Genomic DNA, 20,747 nt, shown 5'->3' with positions numbered 1-20,747 from the left:
GGCCAAGCGGGCGCGCCCGACCGACGACGTGCTGAGCGATCTCGTCAACTCGGGCAGCGACCTGACGGACGACGAGATGGCCGCCATGGGCATGTCGACGAAAAGCATGTCGACTTGACACCCCTACTCAGGTGCAGCAAGTGCTATGGCGCGACTCGTGATGGGACCCCACCGCCCTTAGAGTTTGGAAATACGGCTCGCCTTCGGCTTCGCGGCTGGGGCGGGGTGGGGGTGTTGTGGTGCTTAGAACTTCACGAGCATCTTGCCGGTGTTTTCTCCTCGCAGCATTCCCAGGAAGGCTGCTGGGGCCTGGCTTGCGCCGCCCTCGACGATCGTCTCGGAGTACTTGAGTTCTCCGCTTGCGATCCAGGCTGCTACTTCCTTGATGAACTGATGCTGCAGGGCCTTGTGGTCGCCCACCAGCATGCCGCGGAGGGTCAGGCGCTTGGCGAGGATCTGGATCATGTTGCTCGGGCCCGTGGGCTTCTCGGCCGCGTTGTACTGCGAGATGGCGCCGCACATGGTGATTCGGCCGTTGAGGTTGAGGCTGTCGATCGCGGCTTCGAGGTGTTCGCCGCCCACGTTGTCGAAGTAGACGTCGATGCCGTCGGGGGCTGCGGTCTTCAGCTGGTCGGCGACCGGGCCGTCCTTGTAGTTGAAGGCCGCGTCGAAGCCCAGTTCCTCCGTCAGGTACTTGACCTTGTCCGGGGAGCCTGCCGAGCCGATCACTCGGCTGGCGCCCTTCAGGCGGGCGATCTGGCCCACGATCTGGCCCACTGCTCCTGCTGCTCCCGAGACGAAGACTGCGTCGCCCGGCTTGAACTCTGCTGTTGCCAGGAGGCCTGCGTAGGCGGTGAGGCCGGGCATGCCCAGGACGCCCAGGTACGTGGAGAGCGGGGCGACGGTGCTGTCTACCTTCACGGCGTGCTTGGCGTTGACGACCGCGTAGTCGCGCCAGCCCAGGCCGTGCAGGACGTGGTCGCCCTTGGCGAAGTCCGGGGAGTTCGAGGTGACTACCTCGCCCACCGCGCCGCCCTCCAGCGGGGCTCCCACCTGGAACGGGGGGACGTAGGACTTGACGTCGTTCATGCGGCCGCGCATGTACGGGTCGACGCTCATGACCACGTTGCGCACCAGGATCTCGCCGTCGCCTGGAGTGGGGATCTCCACCTCGGCGATCTCGAAGTTGTCCTCGGTCGGCCAGCCCTTCGGGCGGGACGCGAGCCGGACCTCTAGTGCGGTGGTGGTCATGGTCTTGGCATCTCCCTGGGTCGTCATTCGGATCAGTTATCCGTTTCAACCTGCCGGTGGGGTCGACTGTTCCGGATTGTGAGCTAGACCGCAGGGAGGAGGGTGGTGACGTCGCGGTATGCGAAGCCGAGCTTGCGGTACACGGCTATGGCCGGGGCGTTGTAGTTCTCCACGAACAGCGCGCAGGTGCCGTACAGGGTGAGCAGGGACGAGGTGACGAACTGGCAGATCCGGCTGCCCAGGCCCTGGTTCGTGTGTGAGGGGTGGACTGCCACGCCCATCATGAAGCCGACGTCGGTGGACGACCACGCCTCGGCGGCGGTGGCGACCAGTTCGTCGCCCTCGTGCAGGCCTGCCCAGCGGCGGACTCCCGGTTCGCCTGGCCAGGCCCAGGAGTTCGGGTTCGCCTCGCGCAGCAACGGGGCCACGTCGTCCGTGGAGGTCAGCCACGTGGCGTCTGGGGGGAGGTCCAGGGTGCCGGTGCGGTCCATCCAGCCGAAGGGCTTGTCCTCCAGCCACGGGGTGGGCATCAGGGACGCCACGTCGAGGGCCAGCGGGCGTTCCAGCAGTGGACGCAACTCGACGCCTCGGCCGTGGGCGGCCAGCAGGCTGGCGACGCCCTCTGCCGGGCCGGAGAGGACCAGCCGGCGGCGTCTCGTCAGGGACGGGGCGTGCACCGCCACCGCGCCGCCGTGGGACCAGGCTGCACCGCCCGACGACAGGGCCTGGGCCGCCCAGCGGACCAACGGGTCGTCGCTGGCGTCCTGGACGTCGGCGGTGGTGCGTAAGCGGCGCACTCAGTCCTTCTGCTTGCGGCGCAACAGGGACCGCTTCGCGAGCGCGTCCTCCAGCTCCTGGTACGCGAGGTCCATCGCCCGGTTGTACTCGCCCTGCGGTCGGGGCGGGACGGACTCGTCGGGCTTCGGCGGGGTGGTCATCTGCAGCCAGCGCTCGTTCCAGAGCTGCTCGACCGCCGCCTCCCAGTGCAGCGCGGCGCCCATCCGCACGACCCGTTCACGATCACGCACCTCCGCGATCTCGTGCTGGGTCGCCGCGAGCCGCTCGGCGAGTTCGGCGCACCGGACCTCGTCCAGCTTGCGCTGGCGGGCCGCCGCGTCCGTGGCGATGGCGATGATCTCCTTGTAGCGCTCGACAGCTGAGATCGTCGGCACCTCGATCACCTCCTCGCTCTGACGCTGCGACGGGACCGACTCGAACATCGACGTCATCATCGGGTTCATGGAGCTTCTCCAGTGTCGAACGGGATGATCACTTGCGGTCGCGAGTGCTCGAACCTGTCGAAGAACAGGCCGCGCCGTGGCCTGGGCGACCACGACATCACCTGCTCCGGTCCGAGCGACAGCAGTTCCTTGCCCTGCACGTCGAACGCCACCCAGGCGCCGATGTCGTCGTAGACGCCGGGCGGCAGGCTCGCCTTCAGCCTCTGCACGCCGCGCCACCAGCCCAGCACGTGCGTGCGGTTCTCCGGGCCGTGCTTCAGGACGGTGCGCAGACTGTCCACACCGGACGAGCGGGTCGCCGGATCCTTCTGCTCCAGCAACGTCTGCGCCGCGTCGACGCCGTACAGGACCAGGAAGTGCGGCTTGATCGGCGTGTCCGCCTGGCCCGTGTTGATCGACTGCAGGCCTGCCGCGGTCCTGTCCAGCACGTCGCGGATCTCGCTCATGCCGATCACCGACGCGTCGTGCCCGTCGGCGCTCAGGCGTTTCATCAGGTGCAACGCCGAGGGCATCGCCTCTTCCACCAGGCAGGCCAGCGTGAACACCGCCTCGTGCGGGTGGTGCTGCCTGCCCAGCGACGCGGCCGCTCCGCCGAGCACGGCGGCCGCGTCCTGGACCACGGAACCGATCACCGCGATGTTGCGGCCCGGCGTGCGGGCGAACCTCACCCGTGCCGCGCTGCCCGCGACGTCGATCACCTGCCCGAGTAGCACCGTAGGCGATGCGTCGCCGGGTCGCAGGTCGAGGAAGTCCTGGGTGGCGTCGAGCAGCGGGATCTTGCTGCCGTCGAACAGGCCGGGAGCCCGGCCCGGTTCCCGGCGCCACAGCTCGGCCTGCAGGAAGTCCATGGTGCCCTTGGACGTCGAGTCCGGGATGCGGCAGATCTCGTTGCCCGGCTTGACGCCCGACTCGTGGTTGATCACCGCGTGCCAGCGGGGGAGCTCCACCGCGGCGTCGTTCTGCGGCTCGGCCAGCACCCTGCGGGCCTTGGGCAGCGCGATGCGGACGGTGAACTGCTCGAAGATCGCCGACTTGCCCCAGAAGCCCTCGATGCCCGAGACGTCCTGGGACGACAGCACGAGGTGGATGCCCTGCGAACGGCCGCGGCGCGCCACGTCCTCCAGCAACTGCGTCGCGGCGGCGGTGACCTGGTCCCGTTCGCCGAACAGGTACTGGAACTCGTCGATCACCGCGACGATCCGCGGCCAGCGGCCGGACGGGTCCTCGGCGCGCAGGTCCTGCAGCTTGGTGACCTCGTGCTGCTTGGCCGCGTCCGCGCGCCGGCGCATCTCGTCGGACAGGTACCGCAGCAGTGCCACGCCGAACTCGCGGTCGGTGTTGACGTTCACGCCGACCAGGCGGGCGTGCGGCAGCCACGACGGGTCCTTGCGGCCCGGCGCGAACTGCGCGAACGACACGCCCTCCTTGAAGTCCAGGAGGTAGAGCTCCAGCTCGTCCGGCGAGTAGCGCGCGCACAACGAGCCGAGCATCGCGTAGAGGAAGTTCGTCTTGCCGGAACCCGAAGGGCCACCGATCAACGCGTGCGGCGAGGTGTCGCCGAGCTGCACGCAGACCTGTTCGCCGTCGTCGAACCCAACGGGCGCAACGACTCCGGCCGACGAGTTCTCCGTCCACGGCCGGTCCGGCAGCAGGTCGCCGAACGTGCCCATGCGCGACCGGCGCTCCTCGCGCTTCTCCGCGATGGCGGCGCAGGCGCGCGGCACCAGCGTGCGCGGCAGCGCCGGGTCCAGCGTCACGGTCACGGCCTTGCCGGTCATCGTGCACGTCGCGGATCCGTCGCTGCGCAACGCGACCGTCTCCACGGGCGAGTTGATCGTGATCGGGATGTCCACGATGAACAGCTGCACGCCGCACGCCAACCCGTTGCGCGCCACGCGTTGCAGCTGCTGCTGGTGTTCTTCCTTCAACGCCTTGCGGTTGCCGAACAGCACGGCGATCCGCCAGGGTTCGGTGCGCCGGCCCTCACCGCTGACCGAACGGACGGTCAGGTGGCCGTCGACCAGGACCTTGGTGTGCACCTGGCGGATGTGCTCGGACAGCTCGTCGAGCAGCTCGTGCAGCCGCGCCGGGTCGTGCACCGTCAGCAGGTTCGCGCGGGTCAGCGGGTAGAGACCGGGCAACGAGCCGGTCAGCTGGCCGACGTCCCACACGTGCACGTGCACGAGCCCAGGCTGGAAGTGCGACAGCACCCGTAGCAGCAGGGTCTCGACCAGCGTGTCCGCGAGCTGGCGGGTGTCCGGAGTGGACGAGATGTGCAGGTGCGCCTGGTCCAGCAGCGGCACCGCGACGGGGAACGGGACGGGCGTCGGCGCCGACGTCACCACGCCGGTGCCGATCCGCCACAGCTCCGGCACGCCCTCGCTGCCGTCGTGCGTGCCCGGATGCCCGAGCCACGACTCGTGCGGCCACGACGCGGGCCCGGCCGCCACCGAGCTCACGAGCTCGGTCAGCTGGTCCGGGCCCGAGGTCGTCCACTCGTGGAACGACTGCTCCCAGTCGTGCTTGATCTGCGCGAGGCGGTCCTCGAACTGGCGCATCGAGAGCGGCGCCTGACGCGGGTTCCGGACGCGCTTCTCGTCGACCACGAGGAACGGGGTGACGTCCTTGAGCGCGACGTCCCGCAACGCCTTGTCGACGCCCATCCCGCGCACGGTGAACTCGAACATGTCCTTCGCGTGCTCGGTGGCGAGCGCGCGGTGCTCGCGCGCCACCGACCCCAGCGCCGCCGAAACAGCGCGCTGGAACTCCGAGAAGGCGTTCTCGATCTTCGCCCGCCGGTCGTCCCGCCTGCTCATCACAGCTCCACGGTGAGTCGTTGGATGCGCTCTAGGGTTCCCACCATCAGTTCGACCTGATCGGGGAATCTTTCCTTCGCGCGCACGAACTCCGCTGGAAGCAACGACTCGTGGTGGTTCTCGCTCGACTCGGCGAGGATGGCGACCGCCTCCTCGAGGCTCTCCTGCGCGGATCGCACGCTGCGGTACGACTCACGCAGGATCTCGCTCGCCTGCTCGAGCGCGGCACGGACCTCGCCGATGGACGCCATCAAAGCCTGCTGTTGATGCCCTCGGCCCCGGAGATGCCGGCACCGAGGTAGTTCTGCAGCTCGCTCACGCCGGACACGACCTGGGCGAACTGGGCGTTCGTCGTCTCGACGTCCGCCTGCACGGAGCCCTGGGTGACCGATGTCAGCAGCTGCTGCGCGTCCTCGGCGAGCTCAGCCGCCTGTTGGAGGGCCGACTGGCTTTGAGCCGCCTTGTCGATCGCCTGGGCAATTGCGGCACGGACCTCTTCGATGCTGGCCATGTCGGCTCCCGAACCCTCCGGAACAAGATGGTCTGACGACCACCCTTGGTAGAGATTGTGCCCAGATTTTCACAGTTGAGAGCGAAGATCGGCTAACCGGGTGGATGCCTGAATCCACTCGAACGGGCCTTGATTTAATGATCAGTTGAGCGCGCTCCTGGCCCTTCGTCCACGCGTGTAGTAACTCTCACACCGATGCCTACAGCCCGTTGAGCGTTCCTGCCGACCGGCCGGGTGAATCAGGACGGTCTCGACCCGGCGTTGTCACGCAAAGTGCCTGCACCGAAAGGGTCATCTCCGGCCCACGCCTCGACCAGGACGCGCTCGGCACCCGGCACGAGGCCGTGGATGAGCCCGGGTTCGTCGAGAACGGTCCACGCCGTGGGCGGTTCGCAGGCCACGCGAGGCGTCGGGAAGTCCTCGCCCAGCCCGCGCACGAAGGTGCGCACGGCCCGCGCCAACGCCGCCGAGACGTTGTGGGTGGCCTTCTCCGTGCTCGGCCGGGTGATGACGACGGCCCAGCACCCCGGTTCCTCGTCGGAGCAGTCGCGGGCGTCCACGATCTGGGCACCCGCACGGGTGATGAGCGCGTCGCACGCGGCACGCGCCTGGTGCTCGTCCGCCGCCTCGACCACCACGGTGATCAGCAGCACGAGGTCGTCTTCGTCCATGGCACCCGAGATGGTGTCAGATCACCCGGCGCGTGAACTCCAGCACCCGAGTGACGGTCTCGCCGTCGGTCAGCAGGCCGTCCGCGACGTGCTCCTCGAACGCGGACCCGCGGATCCGGTCGATGCCCGCGCGCGTGCCCGCGATCGGCACGATCTCGTCGTCCGACCCGTGCAGCCACAACGTCGGCAGGGCGCCCAGGTCCGGTCCCGATGCGACCTCGTCCATCAGGCCGGCCAGTTCGTCGGACGCGCCGTCCCACGTCCCGAGCACCGGTGACACCAGCACGAGGGCGGCGATGTCCGAGTGCGTCTGGGCGTGGCGGACCGCGGTGGGCGCGGCGGTGAAGTGTCCGATCAGGACGACCGGGCGGTCGGCGGCCCCGATCACCGCGGCGAGGTCCTCGCCGACCGCGACGGGAATCCCCGCGGCGCGCAACGAAAGCGCGATGCGCTCGCCGTGCGGGAGCACGGCGAGCCATCCGGGTACCTGCATCTAGGCAGCGTAAAAGGCGCTGATCTCGATCCGGCCACCGGAACACACGGGTCCCAGCGTCCACGGCACGGTCAACGGGGCCGTCTCGTCCGGCGGGATGGCCGCGGCCTTCGACGGCTCGGGCTGGCACGGGCCCTCCACGGGCTCGCTGCCCGCCGGCACGACGCCCCAGTGCAGGTTCGCCGCCGCCTTGCCACCGGGCGCCAGCGTCATCGCGGCCGGTCCCGGGTCCGCCTTGCGCTCGAGCTTGGTCGGGACCGCGCCGGTGGCGTTCTCCAGCTGGAAACCGCTGTAGCCGTTGAGCGTGCACGGCACCGCGCCCGAGTTCGTGACGACGAACTTGCCGTAGCGGTTACCCGCGCCGGCGTCGGTCGGGGAGACCTCTCCCTTGAGGACCGTCGAGTCGCAGCGCTTGACCGCGGGGGCGGCCGCGCCGGAGTTGGCGGCGGGGGCGGTGGACGACGGGGCGCTCGTGGACGAGGAAGCCGACGCGGTCGGCATCGTCTGGGGCGAGCCGGACTCCTGCGTTCTGTCCCCGCAGGCCGTCACGGAAGCGAGCACCAGCAGTCCGAGTCCGCACGCGATCAACCGACGAGTCATGGGTGCACCTCCTACCACCGAAGGATGTGCCCGAATACCCATGAACCCACACAACGTGCCGGAAATTCACCGGATCTGGTGGACGTCCCACCCGTCCGGCAGTTCGGCCATGCCCTGCACCGCCGCGGTCCAGATGTACGTCCAGGCGATCCGCCCGTCCGGCAGCACGACGCGCACGCGGCGGTAGTCCTCGCCCTCGTACTCGTCGAGCAGCGGCAGCGCGATCTCGGGCGACCGCAGCCGCACGACGTGGCCGGGCACGCCCAGCCCGGAGCCGGGACGCAGCGCGGGGTAGCCCAGCCCCGTGTCGAACAGCGTGCCGGGCAGGTGGGTCTCCTCGGTCTCCACGACGTGCGGCTCCATCAGCTGCCAAGCGCTTGCGCCCGGCTGGAGCGTGCCGTAGACGAAGAGCAGCTCGGGCCAGTCGTCCGCGGACGGCTCGCCGTGCACCTCGGTCACGTCCAGTCCGTCGCTCATCGCAGGCCTCTCGCCGAGCACACGCGCGCCTCGCTGCGAGACGTCCGCGCACCGGACCATACGGCCGTTGAAGAGCACGGGCATCCGCTTCTTGGAGCCCGCCGTGTACGCCAGAACGCTGTCGATGACGCCACCGTTGTAAAGCACCACACGGCCCGTGTGCACGCGTACGAGGCGATAGCGCAGCCCGCGTCCCTCGCACCGGTCGAGCACGCGCAGCTGATCGGGCGTGGCGAACCAGATCGAGTGCTCCTCGGTCACGCCGGGAGCCCCGGCGAGCGTCGCCGGCCGCTGCCCGTCGCGCAGGCGCAGTCCGGCGGCCCAGACAGCAGAAAGGCCCTCACAGCGTGCACGCAGCACGACCGCGGGGCCTTCGAGGCCCAGCTCCTCGCGGAGCCAGGTGAGCTTGCTGGGGTTGGCGTTCGACCCGTAACCGAGCACCGGCATTCGCCCCGCCAGCGGCGGCTCGCCGTGGTTCGCGAGCCATTGGTCTAGATCGATGTTCTCCGGCTCCACCCGCCAGCCCGACTCCATCGTGAGGTCCGGGCGCACTGGCCAGCCTGTTTCGTCCACGTGAACGAAACAGTGGTCTGGACGAGTGCCCGGATAGGGCTCCGCCGGATGGCTTTCGTCGGTGAACGGTTGGGCCATTGGTCCATAATGCCAGTCCCCGTCCCCAGATTGCGCCCCCTAATCGTGACCCATCGGATCTATCAGTGGGTAAACCTGGGTTGGAGTGAGAACATTCACTGCGCATTAGGGTGAACAACCCGATGTCTTCGCGTCGGCCCTCCGGCGAGCCTCAGTCGGCGTCGTAGCGCTCCTGCGCCTGGGCGACCTCCGGGACGTGCGCCTCGATCCACTGCGCGAGGGCCACGAGGTGGCTCGCCGCACCCTTGCCGAGCGGCGTGAGCGTGTACTCGACGTGTGGCGGGATCACGGGGAACACCTCCCGGTGCACGAACCCGTCGCGCTCCAGCGTCCGCAACGTCTGCGTCAGCATCTTCTCGCTGGCGAGTGCCAGCTCCCGCCGCAGCTCGCTGAACCGCCACGCCTCCCCGTTGGAGAGCGCCTGCAGGGTCAGCACGCCCCACCGGCTTGTGACGTGCTCCATGATCGCCCGCTCGGGACACATCGTGAACTGCATGCTCACCTCCACGTAAGTACCCAACTCTGAAGTGGGTACTTTCCAAAGGTTAGCGCTAACCGCAACCTGGAGCCATGACGATCCTCATCACCGGAGCAACCGGCCAGCTGGGCAACGCCGTGGTCCGCCACGTCCTGAACCGCACGGACGAGCAGGTCATCGTCTCCGTGCGCTCCCCGGAGAAGTTCACCCTCGAGGGCGTCGAGGTCCGCCAGGGCGACTTCAACGACCCGGAGACGCTGAACTTCCGGGGCGCGGACAAGCTGCTGATCGTGTCGGCCGACGACCACGACACCGACACCCGCGTCGCGCAGCACAAGAACGCCATCGCCAAGGCCGTCGAGCACGGCGTGGGCCACATCTTCTACACGAGTCTCACCGACGCGGACACCTCTCCGTCGCTCGCCGCCCCGGTCCACAAGGCCACCGAGGAGGCGATCCGCGCCACCGGCGTGACGTTCACGTTCCTGCGCAACGGCATGTACCACGAGAACTACCTCGGCGCCCTCGCCCAGGACACCGTGGCGATCTCCACGAAGGACGGCCGGGTGGCCAGCGCGTCGCGCGACGACTTCGCCCAGGGCGCGGCCGTCGCCCTCACCACGCCGGGCCACGAGAACCAGGTCTACGAGCTCACCGGCTCGACCAGCTGGTCGTTCCCGGAGCTCGCGGGCGACAGGTACCGCGACGTGACCGACGAGGACCTGATCGCCGGCGGAGTCCACCCGTTCCTGGTGGACTTCTTCAAGTCGATCCGCAACGGCGTGTTCGCCGAGGTCCGCCCGGACCTGGAGAAGCTGCTGGGCCGTCCGACGACGCCGATCAAGGTCGGCTGACCACCGGGCAACGGGTGCGGTGCGAACCGCACCCGCCGTCAGGTGAACTCGGGATGCGCCTCGGGGTGCGCGTCCCACCACTTGCGGTACTCCGGGTTCCGGTCCAGCACGGACCGGTAGGCCTCGGCCGCGCAGGCGAAGACCTCGTGCGCCCGCCCGGCCACCGGGGAGTCCCGCCGGGTGGCGACGAAGAAGTCGGTCATCAACGGCATCCCCCGCAACCGCCGGATCACGATCCCCTCCCCGGTCCGCGACGGCGCGGCGGCGAACGACACGCACCCGCCGGCCACCAGCCCGCGGGCCATGCTCGCCTCCCCGGTGTGGTGCGTGAGCCGGGGTACGAACCCGGCGTCCGCGCACACCTGGAACAGCTGGGTCCGGCTCCCGATCTGCTGCTTGGGCGGGGTGACCCAGTCGCGGTCGGCCAGCAGGGCCAGGTCGATCTCGTCGGACCCCGCCAGCGGGTCGTTCTCCGACAACGCCACGAACGCCGGTTCCGTCACGAGCTTGCGCAGCTCGATCCCCGCCAGGTCCCGCGCGTGCATCCCGTCGAAGAACTCGAACAACGCCACGTGCACCTGCCCGGCCTCCAGCATGTCCACGATCTCGGCGGACGACGGCCGCACCTCCGCCCGCACGTCGGCGTTGAGGCCGCGCAGCCCCTCCACCACCTTGGCGAAGTACAGGATCGGGATGCACCCGAAGATGAGCGGTCCTCGTCGATCGGTCTCGCGGGTGTTGGCCATCAGCTGCGCCATCTCGTCGAGCACGAGCCGCGCCGTGCCGAGCACCCGGCGGCCCAGGTCCGTTGGGACGCAACCGTTGCGCGTTCGGTCGAACAGCTGGCCGCCGACCAGTCTCTCGACCGTGCGCAGCTGTGCGGAGAGGGCGGGTTGGGTGAGTCCGAGCCGCGTCGCGGCCCTGGTGACGCTGCCTTCCTCGGCGATGGTCCGTACCGCGCGGAGGTGGCGTAGCTCCAACTCGGGCATAAAGACCTTGTATCCCCCTTCTGAATGCGCCGCCACCCTTCGAACGGGGCATAGTGGCACTCGATCGATCTTCCGGCCCGGCGCTTGCGGCAGCGCAACGGGTCCGGCGCGGGAGGGTGCGCACCCCTCGGTTCGACGCCGCTGTCACGCACCCTGCGCTCCGTGACAGCGGCGTCGAGCCTGTGGCTTCAGGGAATGACGACCGCGGCACCGGTCACGGAGACACGGCGGTCCTCGCGGGTGGCGTCGACCTCCAGCCTCGACGGCCTGCCCATGTCCTCGCCCTGCGAGATCACGAACCGCTGCGGCCCTTCGAGATCGCGCAGGTACCCGCCGAACGCGGCGGCCGCCGCTCCGGTCGCGGCGTCCTCGACCACCCCGCCGACCGGGAACGGGTCGCGCGCGTGCACGAGGCCTGCGGACTCGCGCCAGAACAGATGCACGGTCGTGAGGTCGTGCGCCAGCATCAGGTCGCGCAACGCGTCGAAGTCGTAGGACAGCGATCGCAGCTGCTCCCGGTCCTGCACCGGGATCACCAGGTGCCGCGCCCCGCCGAACGCGACGTGCACGGGCAGGTCGCCGATCTCCTTGTACCCCAGCGCTTCCAGCGCGGCCGAGACCAGCTCGGGAGCGGCGGGCGCACTGCTCGTCGGCACGCTCGTCAGCGTGGCGGTGCCGCCGTTGGTCTCGATGGTGATCTCCCCGGCCGGCGTGTGGAACGTCAGCGGCCCGTCCCCGATCCGCTCGGCCAGCGCCACCGACGTCGCGATCGTCGCGTGCCCGCAGAACGGCACCTCGGCCTTCGGGCTGAAGTACCGGACGTCGAACACCCGCTCCCCGCGCGGCACCACGAACGCGGTCTCCGAGTAGCCCACCTTCGCCGCGATCCCGAGCATCTCGTCGTCGCCCAGCTCGGACGCGTCGAGCACCACGCCCGCGGGGTTGCCGCCGGCCGGGTCGGTCGTGAAAGCGCTGTACCGCAGAACACCCCTGTCGCTCATGCTCCGGTCCAACGCGTAGCAGTGCTGAAGTCTTCCGTCCCTGTTCTTGCTGAGGAAGTACCGCAGACCGGCCTTCTCCAGCACCCGCCCGGACGCCTCGTTCCGCGCGTCCGTCCCCGCCACGACCCGGTCGGCGATGGCGAGCGCCTTGTCCCGCAGCTCCACGGCGACCCGCGACGCGATGCCGCGCCCCCACCAGGCCGGGTCGATCCAGTAGCCGATCTCGATCTCGCCCAGGTCCCCGTCGAGCATCTGCGCGAGCCCGACGACCACACCGTCCTCGACCACCAGGTGCAGCCCGAACCCGTGGTCCTCCCAGTGCCGCAACGCCTGGTCGTGCCGCAGCGCGACGTAGTCGGGGGTCCAGGGCATGCCGTTGCCGACGTACACCGTCATCCGCGGATCGGACGCCCACCGCAGCATGTAGCCGAAGTGGTCGGCCTCCCAGCGCACGAGTTCCATGCGGACCATCGTGCCTCAGGAGAACTGGGGGAGCAGTCCCTCGCAGGTCCTGACCACGATCTGGGCTGCCTTCCGGTGGTCGTGCGACGCGTGCACGTCCGCGGCCTGCGCCTGCCATCGCACCAGCGCGTCCAGCAGGGCCTCCCGCAGCTCCGCGGCGTCGGCCTCGTAGGTGAAACCCAGTCGTGCCAACGGGGCCACGCCCTCGGCGCCGACCAGTCGCAGCGCCTCTGCCTGCAGTTCGGCCGGCAGCTTCGTCCGCCCGGACTGCAGGGCCGCGACCAGCCGCAGCTCGCGGAAGTCGTGCGCGGACGCGACGACCCGTTCCAGGTCGGCCACCAGCTTGCGCGAGCTCTGCCGCGGCTCCATCCGGAACAGCACGTCGAGCGCCAGCAGCGCCGACCGGGCCTTGAGGACCTCGCGCCGTTCGACGAAGTGCACCGCGATCGAGTCGCGCAGCTCGCCGAGCCCGCTGCGCTGCACCAGTTGCCCGGTCAGCTTCACCTGCGTGTCGAAGCCCTGGCGGATCAACGCCGTGATCAGCCGGACGCCGAAGATCCCGAACCGCTCCAGCAGCACCTGCCGCACGGCGGGGTCCATCGTCAGCGGGAACTGCTCGCCGACGAACCGGTCCGCCGACAGCAGGTGGTCCTCCAGCTCCTCGCGGCCCAGCGAGGACAAGGTCCGCAGCGCCGCGAACTCGTCCTCCCGCAACGTCTTCGCGGCCACCGCCAGCAACCCGGCGACCGAGACCACGTTCTGGCACAACGGTTGCACGGCCGGGTCGCGCCGGTACCGCCGCGCGATCTGCTTGGCCGACGACAGCGCGTCGATCCGCCCCGCCCCGATCTCGTCGGCGCGCGCGAGCACCGCGACGGTGTGCACCGCGGCGGTCCTCGCGATCGGGTGGTCGTTGGCCGCCTGCAGGAACTTCAGGTCCTCGTCCTGCACGTGCCGCATGAGGTACAGCAACGCGTCCGCGTCCCCGAGCACCTGCTCCGGCGTCGCGTCGGACGGGGTGTCGATCAGCACGACGTCGCGCAACGTCCGCGCGGGCCACTCGACGACCACCCGGTCGGAGCGGTCGAACTGGCCCGTCTCCACGTGGTGGCGGTGGCCCCGCCTGCCGATCGGGACCTCGTGCGGCCGCACGGGTCCGTGGAACACGTGCGCCCGCGGCTCGGTGCCGCCGCGGTACCAGACGAACGAGCTCTGCGGCGTGAACTCGTCCCCGATCAACGCACTGACCACAGTGGACTTGCCGATCCGCGACCGGCCGGCCACCGCGATCCGCACGGGTTCGGTGTAGCGCTCGACGTGCGAGCGCAGCCAGGCCGTGGCGCGGGGGCTGTCCCGGTAGACGCCCAGTGCCTCCTGCAGCATCGACCAGACGACGCGGTCCAAGGTCACGCGGTGAGCTCCATGACGGGACCCCCGAGTGCCTGCACCCTCTTGTAGAGCGTGACGAGCCGGTCCAGCTCCTTGCGGCCTTCGCGCAGCCTGCGCTCGCGTTCGGTCTGGTCGTCCTGCACCGCGCGCTTGGCGCTGCGGGCCGACTCCAGCAACGTCTCCTGCAGCTCCTCGGCGAGGGTGCTGAAGTGGTTGCGCAGCGAGCGCTGGATGTGCCGGCCGGAGTCGCGGACGTCCTTGGAGAACTTCACGAAGAAGTCGTCCACGTGCCGTTGCGCGGCGGCCTTCGCGGCGGCCTGGCGGCGCTTCAGCCGCTGGTCCGACTCGTCCAGGATGGACTTCCCGCCGAACAGCGCGCCGGCGCCGAGCGAGATCACGTTGATCAGCGGCATGCCCGCGAGCGAGGTGACCAGACCGAACATCAGCACGCCGCCGTAGGAGCCGCGCAGACCGGTGAAGAGCTTCTGCGGCACGGAGAACGGCTCGATCTTGGGCTTCTCCAGCTTGCTCGCCGGCTCCAGCAGGTCGTCCGGCAGCACCGAACCCGGGATCAGGTCCTCGCGGTAGACGGGGAAGTTGCGGGCGACCTTCGCGGCCACCCACTCCGCGCGTTCCATCAGCCAGGCGAAGTTCGTGGTGGCGGCCTCGTTGAGGTTGTCCTCGAGCCACTGCTCGAACTTGTCCCAGCCGATCGCGGGGTCGGCCTCGTCGTAGGTCTTGTCGACCTCGCGCAGGATCTTGCGGGTCCGGTCGCGCAGGTCGTACTCGACGTCGGAGATCAGGTCGGCCATCTCGTCGTTGAGCACGTTCTGCCAGCGCGCGGACCGCCGCCGCAGCTCGTCGACGCGCCGCTGGGCCTCCTGCAGCGTCGAGATCGTGGCGACGGTGTGGGACGAGTCGTGGGTCGTGAGCTCCTCGCGCAACGGCGTGACGAGCTGGGTGATCGCGCTCGACGCCACGACGGCCACGGCGCGGCGGGCCAGCAGGTCCGCCGAAGCGACGATGTCGCTCTGCACGCACGCCACCAGCTCGGGGAAGCCGGACTCGGTGTTGAGGCGCTGGTCGCCGGTCTTCGCGGCGCGCAGCCGCAGCGCGCTCGACACCGGGATGAGCTTGGCGCGGATGCCGGCGCGGGAGAGCAGCGCGCGGTTGCGCTCCACGACGTGCCGCCAGCTCGGCACGAGGTCGATCTTGGTGACGACCACCGTGACGTTCGGGCAGGCCTCCATCACCTTCTTGAGCAGCGTCATCTCCGCCGACGTAAGCTCACCCGTCGCGTCGGACACCAGCAGCACCGCGTCGGCCTGCATGAGCGTCGCGAACGTGCTGGCGGTGTGGGCGGACCGGGTGTCGCCGACGCCGGGGGTGTCGATCAGGACCAGGCCGCTGTCGAGCAGCGCGCGCGGGATGCCGATCTCGGCCCGCACGACGTGCTGCGCGGCGGCCTGTTTCGTCACCTGGTCGATCGGCACGGCGATGCGCTCGGTCGGGGTGTGGAAGATCGATCCGCCTGCCGAGGCGTTGCGGACGAGAGCCGCGGACGGGGTGTCCGCGTGCTGGACGAAGGTCGGCACAGTCGTCGTGATGTCGTCGCCCACCGCACACACGGGTGCGTTGAGCAGCGCGTTCACGAGCTGGCTCTTGCCTTGCTTGGACTCGCCGACGACGAGAACGCGCAACTTGGGGTCGAGTTGCTGTGCCCGCTTTTCCCGCAGCCGGGCCTCCAGATCGGGCCTCCGGTGCGTGACGCAGGCCCCGATCGTCTCGTCGAGCACGTCGAGCCAGGGCGGTGCCATCACCTGACTCATAGTGCCGTGTTCACCCCCTTGGGTGAAAGCCCGGAATCCGATACCGGTTTCGATCGGGCGGACGGGGCTGTTCGGAAGGGCGGTGACGTTCCTCACCGACGGGAACGTGAACCGGTTTGATCTTTTTGTCAGACCGGACGGATCCGGCGGAGACGACGAACCGGCCCTGTCCGCGAGAGACAGGGCCGGTCCGCGTTGGGGAGGGTGGCTCAGCCGAGCAGACCCAGGTCCAGGTCACCGACGACCGGGACGTTGTGGGTCACGTCGGAGACGGTGCCGAGCACGTTGCCGACGCCGTGGTCGCCCGCGACGCCGGTCACGCTGCCGACGACGCCGGTCGCCGTGCCGACGACACCGGTCGCGGTGCTGGTGACCTGGCCGACCGTGTCGACGGAGTGCAGGCCGACGTCGCCGTTGGCCAGGTCGTCGAGGCCGCTCGTGTTGAGCAGGCCCGTGGTCAGGTCGCCGCCGCCGAGCACGCCGAGCGCGTCGTGGCCGAGGCCCGTCACGCCGGTCAGCTGGCCGAGGACGCCGTCGACGCCGGGAACGGCCGCGGTCACGCCGTCGAGGGGCGCGTCCACGGTCGCGGTGGCGGTGTCGGCCACGTCCAGCACGGTGCCGGTCAGCGGGGACGCGGTCTGGTCGAGGACCGAGGTCACGTCGCTCACGGCGGAGAAGTCGCCGTCGATGCCCAGGCCGAGGCGCGAGTACTCGCCGAGGGACTGGTTCGCCACGGCGAACTGCAGGCCGTCGCCGTTCGCCGCGAGCATGCCGGCGGAGGAGGTCTGCAGGTCGGTGAGGCTGAGGCCCGACGAGGTCAGCTGAGACGCGACGGCCTGCAGCTGGCTGATGGCGCCGAGCGGTCCGTCCTCGAGGAGGTCGCCACCGGGCAGGGTCACGTCCACCGCGTCGATGGCGGGCAGGCCAGCGGGCGTGGCGGGCAGCAGGTCGAGGACCAGCGGGATGACTTCCTGCACGTCGACCGCGGTGATGTCGGCCAGGCCAGCCTGCTCCAGGGTGCCCTGAGCGTCGGCCGCGAAGGCGTCCTTGAGCGACGGGTCGCTGAGCAGGTTGAGCACGAAGTCGTGGAGCGTGCTGGGGATCATCTGAGGGAACTCCTGTTGAGGCACGGATGTCGGTCGGGGTGTGTGGCTGAAAGTTATGAGAGAGGCCCTCTGACCGGCATCGGGGATCACTCCCAGTGAATCCCCGTTCCCCATTGGGGTGACGGTCGTTGACCCCCTAGGGGATTAGGGGCCTCGCTTGAGCGTCTCTTGTTCACCCGTGTAGGTACTGGTCGCTGCTGCGAACAGGTGAGGAAGAGACTTGGCGTACGTACTCGGAGTCGATGTCGGGACCACCCGGACGACGGCTGCCGTGTGCCGCCTCGACGGTGCCCGGGATGCCGAGATCGCCCTGGTCGTGCCGTCGTCGCTGCAGCTCACGGAGGCGGGGACGTTCTCGGTCGGCGAGCGCGGCGTGGCGGGCTGGACGGCCACCGGGTTCGCCCGGCGGGTCGGCGACGCGGTGCCGTTCGCACTGGGTCCGGAGCTGTGCCCGGCCGAGGAGCTGACCGCTCTGCTGGTCATGTGGGTCGTCGGCGAGGTCGTCGCCCGGGAGGGTGAACAGCCCCGTCACCTGGCGGTGAGCCACCCGGCCGGGTGGGGCCCCTATCGCCGGGGGCAGCTCCACGCCGCCCTGCGGGCGGTCGGACTGCCCGAGGCGACGCTCGTGCCGGAGCCGCTCGCGGCCGCGGAGAACCACGCCGTGCGGTCCCGCGTGGTGCCGCAGGCGTCACTGGCGGTCTTCTCGCTCGGCAGCCACGCGTTCGGCGCGTCCGTGGTCCGGCGCGCGCAGAACCGGACGTTCGAGCTGGTCACCCACGTCGACGGCGTCGACCACCAGACCGGTGCCGACTTCGACGACCTGCTGATGGGCCTCGTGCGCGGCCGGCTCGGCAAGGACGGCCACGTGTCGTCCGCCGAGTGCGAGGCGGCGAAGCGGGCGTTCGGCCCGTCCGCGCCGTCCGTGGTGGTCAGCGGCGTGGAGATCGCGCGCGACGAGTTCGTGGACGAGCTCCGGCCGTCCGTCGACCACCTGGTCGGCACCTTCGTGCGCGCGGTCGGCGAGGTCCGGCCCGACGCCGTGCTGCTGGTCGGCGGCGCCTGCCGGATGCCGGTGATCGGCGACGCGCTGTCGTCGGCGGTCGACTGCCGCGTGCTGGCCGAGGCCGCCCCCGAGCACTCGGTGGCCAAGGGTCTCGCCGTCGCCGCCCGCCTGGTGCTGCTGGGCCCCGAGGTCGAGCCGGAACCGCTCGACACGTCGGTCCTGCTGCACACCCGTGAGCAGTCCCTGCGCTTCCCCGTCGGCGAGGTCCCCGGCCCCGACGACGACGAGTTCACCGCGCCACCGCCCCGCCCCCCGGTGGACGTGTCCCCGCTGGAACTGCCGCCTCGCCGGGTGAAGCGCGTCGCGAACGTGCTCAAGCCCGTCGGGCGCCGTTCGAGTTCCAGCTCCTCCCGATCCCGAGACGATGATGAGGACGGCCGTTGAGCGTGACCACGCGAGCCAGGTTGGTGCTGGACGCCTCCGTGCGAGGTGTCCTCGACCGGATCAACGATGCCGAGGCGGGCACCCGCCTGCGCGTCGTCGTCGCGGCGCCTGGTGGTTACGGCAAGACAGCGCTGCTTTCGGAGATCACCAACCCTGCCGTGCGCGTGGTCGACGACGCGCACCTGCTGGACGATGCCGCTCTGCGCGCGCTTGCCTCCGAAGACCTGTTGGTACTGGCCCACCGGCCCTGGCCGCGCCGTGCGGCGCTGGCCGAACTGACCCGCGGCGCGGTCGCGGTGCCGCTGACGCCGCTGTCGCGCGACGGCGTTCGCGAGCTGCTCGGCGGTGTCGCGAAGCCGGTCGCGGACTTCGTGTTCGCGCAGACCGGTGGCGTGCCGCTGTTCGTGGAACGCCACGGCGCCGTGACCGAGGTGTCCGCTGACGCCCTCGGCGCGTTCCGCGCGGACCTCGACTGGCTGGACGCGGACCTGCAGAAGTTCCTGCTGGCCGCCGAGGCCGGCGCCGCCCAGCGCCTGGACCTGCTGTCCGCGTTGCTGGACAAGGACTTCGACGAGGTCAGCGACATCATCGAGGCCGCCCGCGCCACCGGCCTGCTCGCCGAGGACGGCACCCTGCTGCCGCTCGCGCAGCGGGCCGTGGGCGCGTTGACCCGCGCCGAGCGCCGGATCGCCGTCCGCCAGAAGCTCGCGCAACTCCAGTTGGACCGCGGCGGCCCCGTGCTGGACCTGGTGAAGCCCCTGCTCGACACGGGCATCGGCGGCCCGGTGTTCGTCGCGGCCGCCCGCGAGGCCCTCTCCTCCGACCCCGCCCTGGCCTCTCGCCTCTTCAAGGCCTCGACCGGCGGCGGCACGCCGTCCGCCGAGACCGCCGCCTCCTGGGCCACCGCCGCGGCGATGGCGGGCGACCTCGACGGCGCACTGCGCCTGGCGGACCAGGTCATCAGCGTCCCGGACTCCCCGCACCGCCGCACCGCCGCCGAGGTGGCCGCCGTAGCGCTGGCCCACCGCGGCCAACTCGCCCGCAGCACCGAACTCTTCCGCTGGGCCGCCACCCCGTACGCCGCCGCGTTCGCCGGAATCGGCCTGATCGGCACCGGCCACGTGTCCGAGGAGACCCCGCCCCAGCCCCCGACGATGCTCGGTGGCGCGGCATCGCTGATGCTGCAGGGCGTCCGCCAGTCGGTGACCGCGAGCGAGACCGACGCACTGTCCACTTTGGTCCGTGCTTCGTCGTTGCTCGAACCGGCCGGCGGAGCGGTCCTGCTGCCGGACAGCCCAGCCGCGCTGGCCGCACTGGTAGCGGTGCACTGCGGCGAACCGAACGTGGCCGAGTCCGTTCTCGACCGCGCCGTCGAGACCGGCACCGGCGGCGTGCTGATGTCCGTTCGGCACCGGTTGTTGCAGGCCTGGTTGCACATGTTGCGCGGCAACCTGGCTGTGGCTCGCGAGACGTTGATGTCGGTTCGCGGGGCTTTCGAGCCCCGCGACTGGATCTTCGCGGTGGCTCTCGAAGTCGGCGTGGCTCGGCGCAACTCCGACCTCGCGACGCTGCGCCGCACCTGGGAGCAGGCCTGCGAGGCCGTGCTGCGGCACCCCGTGGACCTGTTCAGCCTGCTGCCGCTGGGCGAGTTCGCAGCGGCCGCCGCCCGGCTGCGGGACCAGGAACGGCTCGCGCCGCACCTGGCGCAGGCCGCTGCTTTGTTGCGGTCGCTGGGGAATCCGCCGTTGTGGGCCACGCAGTTGCACTGGAGCCTGCTGCACGCGGCGATCATCGACGAGAACTCTGCCGCTGCTGAGGAGCATGCTGCGGCTCTGGCTGTGCATCGGGAGCGGAGTCGGTACTGCTCTGTTCTGTCTGGTGCGGCTGAGTGTTGGTTGGATGTCGTGGCCGGCGACGTTGACGCTGATCGGGTTGAGGCTGCTGCCCGGAGTTTGCACGCCGTTGGGCTGTGGTGGGACGCGTCTCGGTTGGCTGGGCAGGCTGCCATCCGGACTTCTGATCGGCAGGCGATGGTTCGGTTGCTGGACTGTGCTCGGTTGTTGCAGGGGCGGCCGGTTTCTGCCCGTCGTGGGGCTGAGGCTGATGCTGCTGTTGTGGTGGTCGAGGATGCCGGGAAGTTGAGTGATCGGGAGCGGGAGGTGGCTCAGTTGGTGGTGGAGGGGATGACTTACAAGCAGGTGGGGGATCGGTTGTTCATCTCCGCCAAGACTGTTGAGCACCACATGGCTCGGATGAGGCAGCGGTTGGGGTCTACTTCTCGGTCGGATCTGCTGGCTCAGTTGCGGCACATTTTGGGGTCGTGACTGGGGCGCGTTGGTTGTTGCGCTCCGGTTCCGTTGGTGGCTTGGGTTGCGTCGGCGGGTTCCTGTTGCGTGCTTCCCCTGGGGGCTCTGCCCCCAGACCCCCGGCAATCTGATCAGGGGGCCAGCGCTGCCTGTGGGTTGATGGCACGCCTGTTGC

The 20,747-nt window shown here is 70.1% G+C and carries 19 protein-coding genes; 3 read left to right on the top strand and 16 right to left on the bottom strand.

Annotated elements, in window-relative coordinates:
• Positions 1-243 precede the first annotated feature (243 nt).
• The 11 genes from ABZX02_RS43405 to ABZX02_RS43355 form a co-directional block, all read right to left on the bottom strand.
• On the bottom strand, positions 244-1,251 hold the full coding sequence (locus ABZX02_RS43405; RefSeq protein ID WP_355307858.1) for an NADP-dependent oxidoreductase: 1,008 nt from the start codon (positions 1,249-1,251) through the stop codon (positions 244-246).
• An 83-nt stretch (positions 1,252-1,334) separates the two neighbouring features.
• Positions 1,335-2,048: a GNAT family N-acetyltransferase gene (locus ABZX02_RS43400; RefSeq protein WP_355307856.1), complete on the bottom strand. Its 714-nt coding sequence runs from the start codon at positions 2,046-2,048 to the stop codon at positions 1,335-1,337.
• Positions 2,049-2,492, bottom strand: a complete 444-nt coding sequence (locus ABZX02_RS43395; protein WP_355307854.1) for a hypothetical protein — start codon at positions 2,490-2,492, stop codon at positions 2,049-2,051. It abuts the gene before it with no gap.
• Positions 2,489-5,308: an FtsK/SpoIIIE domain-containing protein gene (locus tag ABZX02_RS43390; protein ID WP_355307852.1), complete on the bottom strand. Its 2,820-nt coding sequence runs from the start codon at positions 5,306-5,308 to the stop codon at positions 2,489-2,491. The genes ABZX02_RS43395 and ABZX02_RS43390 overlap by 4 nt, the downstream gene beginning before the upstream one ends.
• On the bottom strand, positions 5,308-5,559 hold the full coding sequence (locus ABZX02_RS43385) for a hypothetical protein (protein ID WP_355307850.1): 252 nt from the start codon (positions 5,557-5,559) through the stop codon (positions 5,308-5,310). The genes ABZX02_RS43390 and ABZX02_RS43385 overlap by 1 nt, the downstream gene beginning before the upstream one ends.
• Entirely contained in the window at positions 5,559-5,819 is a 261-nt protein-coding gene (locus ABZX02_RS43380) for a hypothetical protein (RefSeq protein ID WP_030481403.1), read from the bottom strand. Before ABZX02_RS43380 ends, ABZX02_RS43385 begins: the two co-directional genes overlap by 1 nt.
• Before the next feature lie 239 nt (positions 5,820-6,058).
• Entirely contained in the window at positions 6,059-6,490 is a 432-nt protein-coding gene (locus ABZX02_RS43375; RefSeq protein WP_355307848.1) for a hypothetical protein, read from the bottom strand.
• A gap of 16 nt (positions 6,491-6,506) precedes the next feature.
• Complete coding sequence (locus ABZX02_RS43370; protein ID WP_355307846.1) at positions 6,507-6,983, bottom strand: hypothetical protein; 477 nt, start codon at positions 6,981-6,983, stop codon at positions 6,507-6,509.
• Positions 6,984-7,583 (bottom strand): DUF4232 domain-containing protein, encoded by a 600-nt coding sequence (locus ABZX02_RS43365; protein ID WP_355307844.1) that lies wholly within the window; start codon positions 7,581-7,583, stop codon positions 6,984-6,986.
• Between the two features lie 66 nt (positions 7,584-7,649).
• Positions 7,650-8,612, bottom strand: a complete 963-nt coding sequence (locus ABZX02_RS43360; RefSeq protein WP_355307842.1) for a gamma-glutamylcyclotransferase — start codon at positions 8,610-8,612, stop codon at positions 7,650-7,652.
• Between the two features lie 250 nt (positions 8,613-8,862).
• Positions 8,863-9,207, bottom strand: coding sequence for a helix-turn-helix domain-containing protein (locus ABZX02_RS43355; RefSeq protein ID WP_355307840.1), 345 nt, complete (start codon positions 9,205-9,207; stop codon positions 8,863-8,865).
• A gap of 74 nt (positions 9,208-9,281) precedes the next feature.
• Between ABZX02_RS43355 and ABZX02_RS43350 the strand changes: the two genes are divergently transcribed.
• Entirely contained in the window at positions 9,282-10,043 is a 762-nt protein-coding gene (locus tag ABZX02_RS43350) for an SDR family oxidoreductase (RefSeq protein WP_355307838.1), read from the top strand.
• 38 nt (positions 10,044-10,081) lie between these two features.
• On the opposite strand, the gene ABZX02_RS43345 is transcribed toward ABZX02_RS43350, so the two are convergent.
• The 5 genes from ABZX02_RS43345 to ABZX02_RS43325 form a co-directional block, all read right to left on the bottom strand.
• Complete coding sequence (locus ABZX02_RS43345; protein WP_355307836.1) at positions 10,082-11,032, bottom strand: LysR family transcriptional regulator; 951 nt, start codon at positions 11,030-11,032, stop codon at positions 10,082-10,084.
• Positions 11,033-11,220: 188 nt separating this feature from the next.
• A complete protein-coding gene (locus ABZX02_RS43340; protein ID WP_355307834.1) occupies positions 11,221-12,495 on the bottom strand; it encodes a PhzF family phenazine biosynthesis isomerase in 1,275 nt (424 codons plus the stop codon).
• 15 nt (positions 12,496-12,510) lie between these two features.
• Complete coding sequence (locus ABZX02_RS43335) at positions 12,511-13,905, bottom strand: hypothetical protein (protein WP_355307833.1); 1,395 nt, start codon at positions 13,903-13,905, stop codon at positions 12,511-12,513.
• Complete coding sequence (locus tag ABZX02_RS43330; RefSeq protein ID WP_355307860.1) at positions 13,902-15,701, bottom strand: dynamin family protein; 1,800 nt, start codon at positions 15,699-15,701, stop codon at positions 13,902-13,904. The genes ABZX02_RS43335 and ABZX02_RS43330 overlap by 4 nt, the downstream gene beginning before the upstream one ends.
• Positions 15,702-15,922: 221 nt before the next feature.
• Positions 15,923-16,819 (bottom strand): IniB N-terminal domain-containing protein, encoded by an 897-nt coding sequence (locus ABZX02_RS43325; RefSeq protein WP_355307831.1) that lies wholly within the window; start codon positions 16,817-16,819, stop codon positions 15,923-15,925.
• Between the two features lie 220 nt (positions 16,820-17,039).
• On the opposite strand from ABZX02_RS43325, the gene ABZX02_RS43320 reads away from it, so the two are divergent.
• Together ABZX02_RS43320 and ABZX02_RS43315 are read left to right on the top strand one after the other, a co-directional pair.
• A complete protein-coding gene (locus tag ABZX02_RS43320; protein ID WP_355307829.1) occupies positions 17,040-18,266 on the top strand; it encodes an Hsp70 family protein in 1,227 nt (408 codons plus the stop codon).
• A 2-nt stretch (positions 18,267-18,268) separates the two neighbouring features.
• On the top strand, positions 18,269-20,590 hold the full coding sequence (locus ABZX02_RS43315; RefSeq protein WP_355307827.1) for a LuxR C-terminal-related transcriptional regulator: 2,322 nt from the start codon (positions 18,269-18,271) through the stop codon (positions 20,588-20,590).
• The last annotated feature ends 157 nt before the right edge of the window (positions 20,591-20,747 follow it).

The sequence above is a fragment of the Lentzea sp. NPDC003310 genome, from assembly GCF_040610935.1.
Taxonomy (GTDB): Bacteria; Actinomycetota; Actinomycetes; order Mycobacteriales; family Pseudonocardiaceae; genus Lentzea.
Note: the sequence above shows the minus strand (reverse complement) of the source record. Positions and strands in the feature narration are given on the sequence as shown.

Coding starts and splice junctions, on each gene's coding strand:
- ABZX02_RS43405 (WP_355307858.1), bottom strand. CDS start 1,251: ATGACCACCACCGCACTAGAGGTCCGGCTCGCGTCCCGCCCGAAGGGC.
- ABZX02_RS43395 (WP_355307854.1), bottom strand. CDS start 2,492: ATGAACCCGATGATGACGTCGATGTTCGAGTCGGTCCCGTCGCAGCGT.
- ABZX02_RS43390 (WP_355307852.1), bottom strand. CDS start 5,308: ATGAGCAGGCGGGACGACCGGCGGGCGAAGATCGAGAACGCCTTCTCG.
- ABZX02_RS43385 (WP_355307850.1), bottom strand. CDS start 5,559: ATGGCGTCCATCGGCGAGGTCCGTGCCGCGCTCGAGCAGGCGAGCGAG.
- ABZX02_RS43380 (WP_030481403.1), bottom strand. CDS start 5,819: ATGGCCAGCATCGAAGAGGTCCGTGCCGCAATTGCCCAGGCGATCGAC.
- ABZX02_RS43375 (WP_355307848.1), bottom strand. CDS start 6,490: ATGGACGAAGACGACCTCGTGCTGCTGATCACCGTGGTGGTCGAGGCG.
- ABZX02_RS43370 (WP_355307846.1), bottom strand. CDS start 6,983: ATGCAGGTACCCGGATGGCTCGCCGTGCTCCCGCACGGCGAGCGCATC.
- ABZX02_RS43365 (WP_355307844.1), bottom strand. CDS start 7,583: ATGACTCGTCGGTTGATCGCGTGCGGACTCGGACTGCTGGTGCTCGCT.
- ABZX02_RS43355 (WP_355307840.1), bottom strand. CDS start 9,207: ATGCAGTTCACGATGTGTCCCGAGCGGGCGATCATGGAGCACGTCACA.
- ABZX02_RS43350 (WP_355307838.1), top strand. CDS start 9,282: ATGACGATCCTCATCACCGGAGCAACCGGCCAGCTGGGCAACGCCGTG.
- ABZX02_RS43345 (WP_355307836.1), bottom strand. CDS start 11,032: ATGCCCGAGTTGGAGCTACGCCACCTCCGCGCGGTACGGACCATCGCC.
- ABZX02_RS43340 (WP_355307834.1), bottom strand. CDS start 12,495: ATGGAACTCGTGCGCTGGGAGGCCGACCACTTCGGCTACATGCTGCGG.
- ABZX02_RS43330 (WP_355307860.1), bottom strand. CDS start 15,701: ATGGCACCGCCCTGGCTCGACGTGCTCGACGAGACGATCGGGGCCTGC.
- ABZX02_RS43325 (WP_355307831.1), bottom strand. CDS start 16,819: ATGATCCCCAGCACGCTCCACGACTTCGTGCTCAACCTGCTCAGCGAC.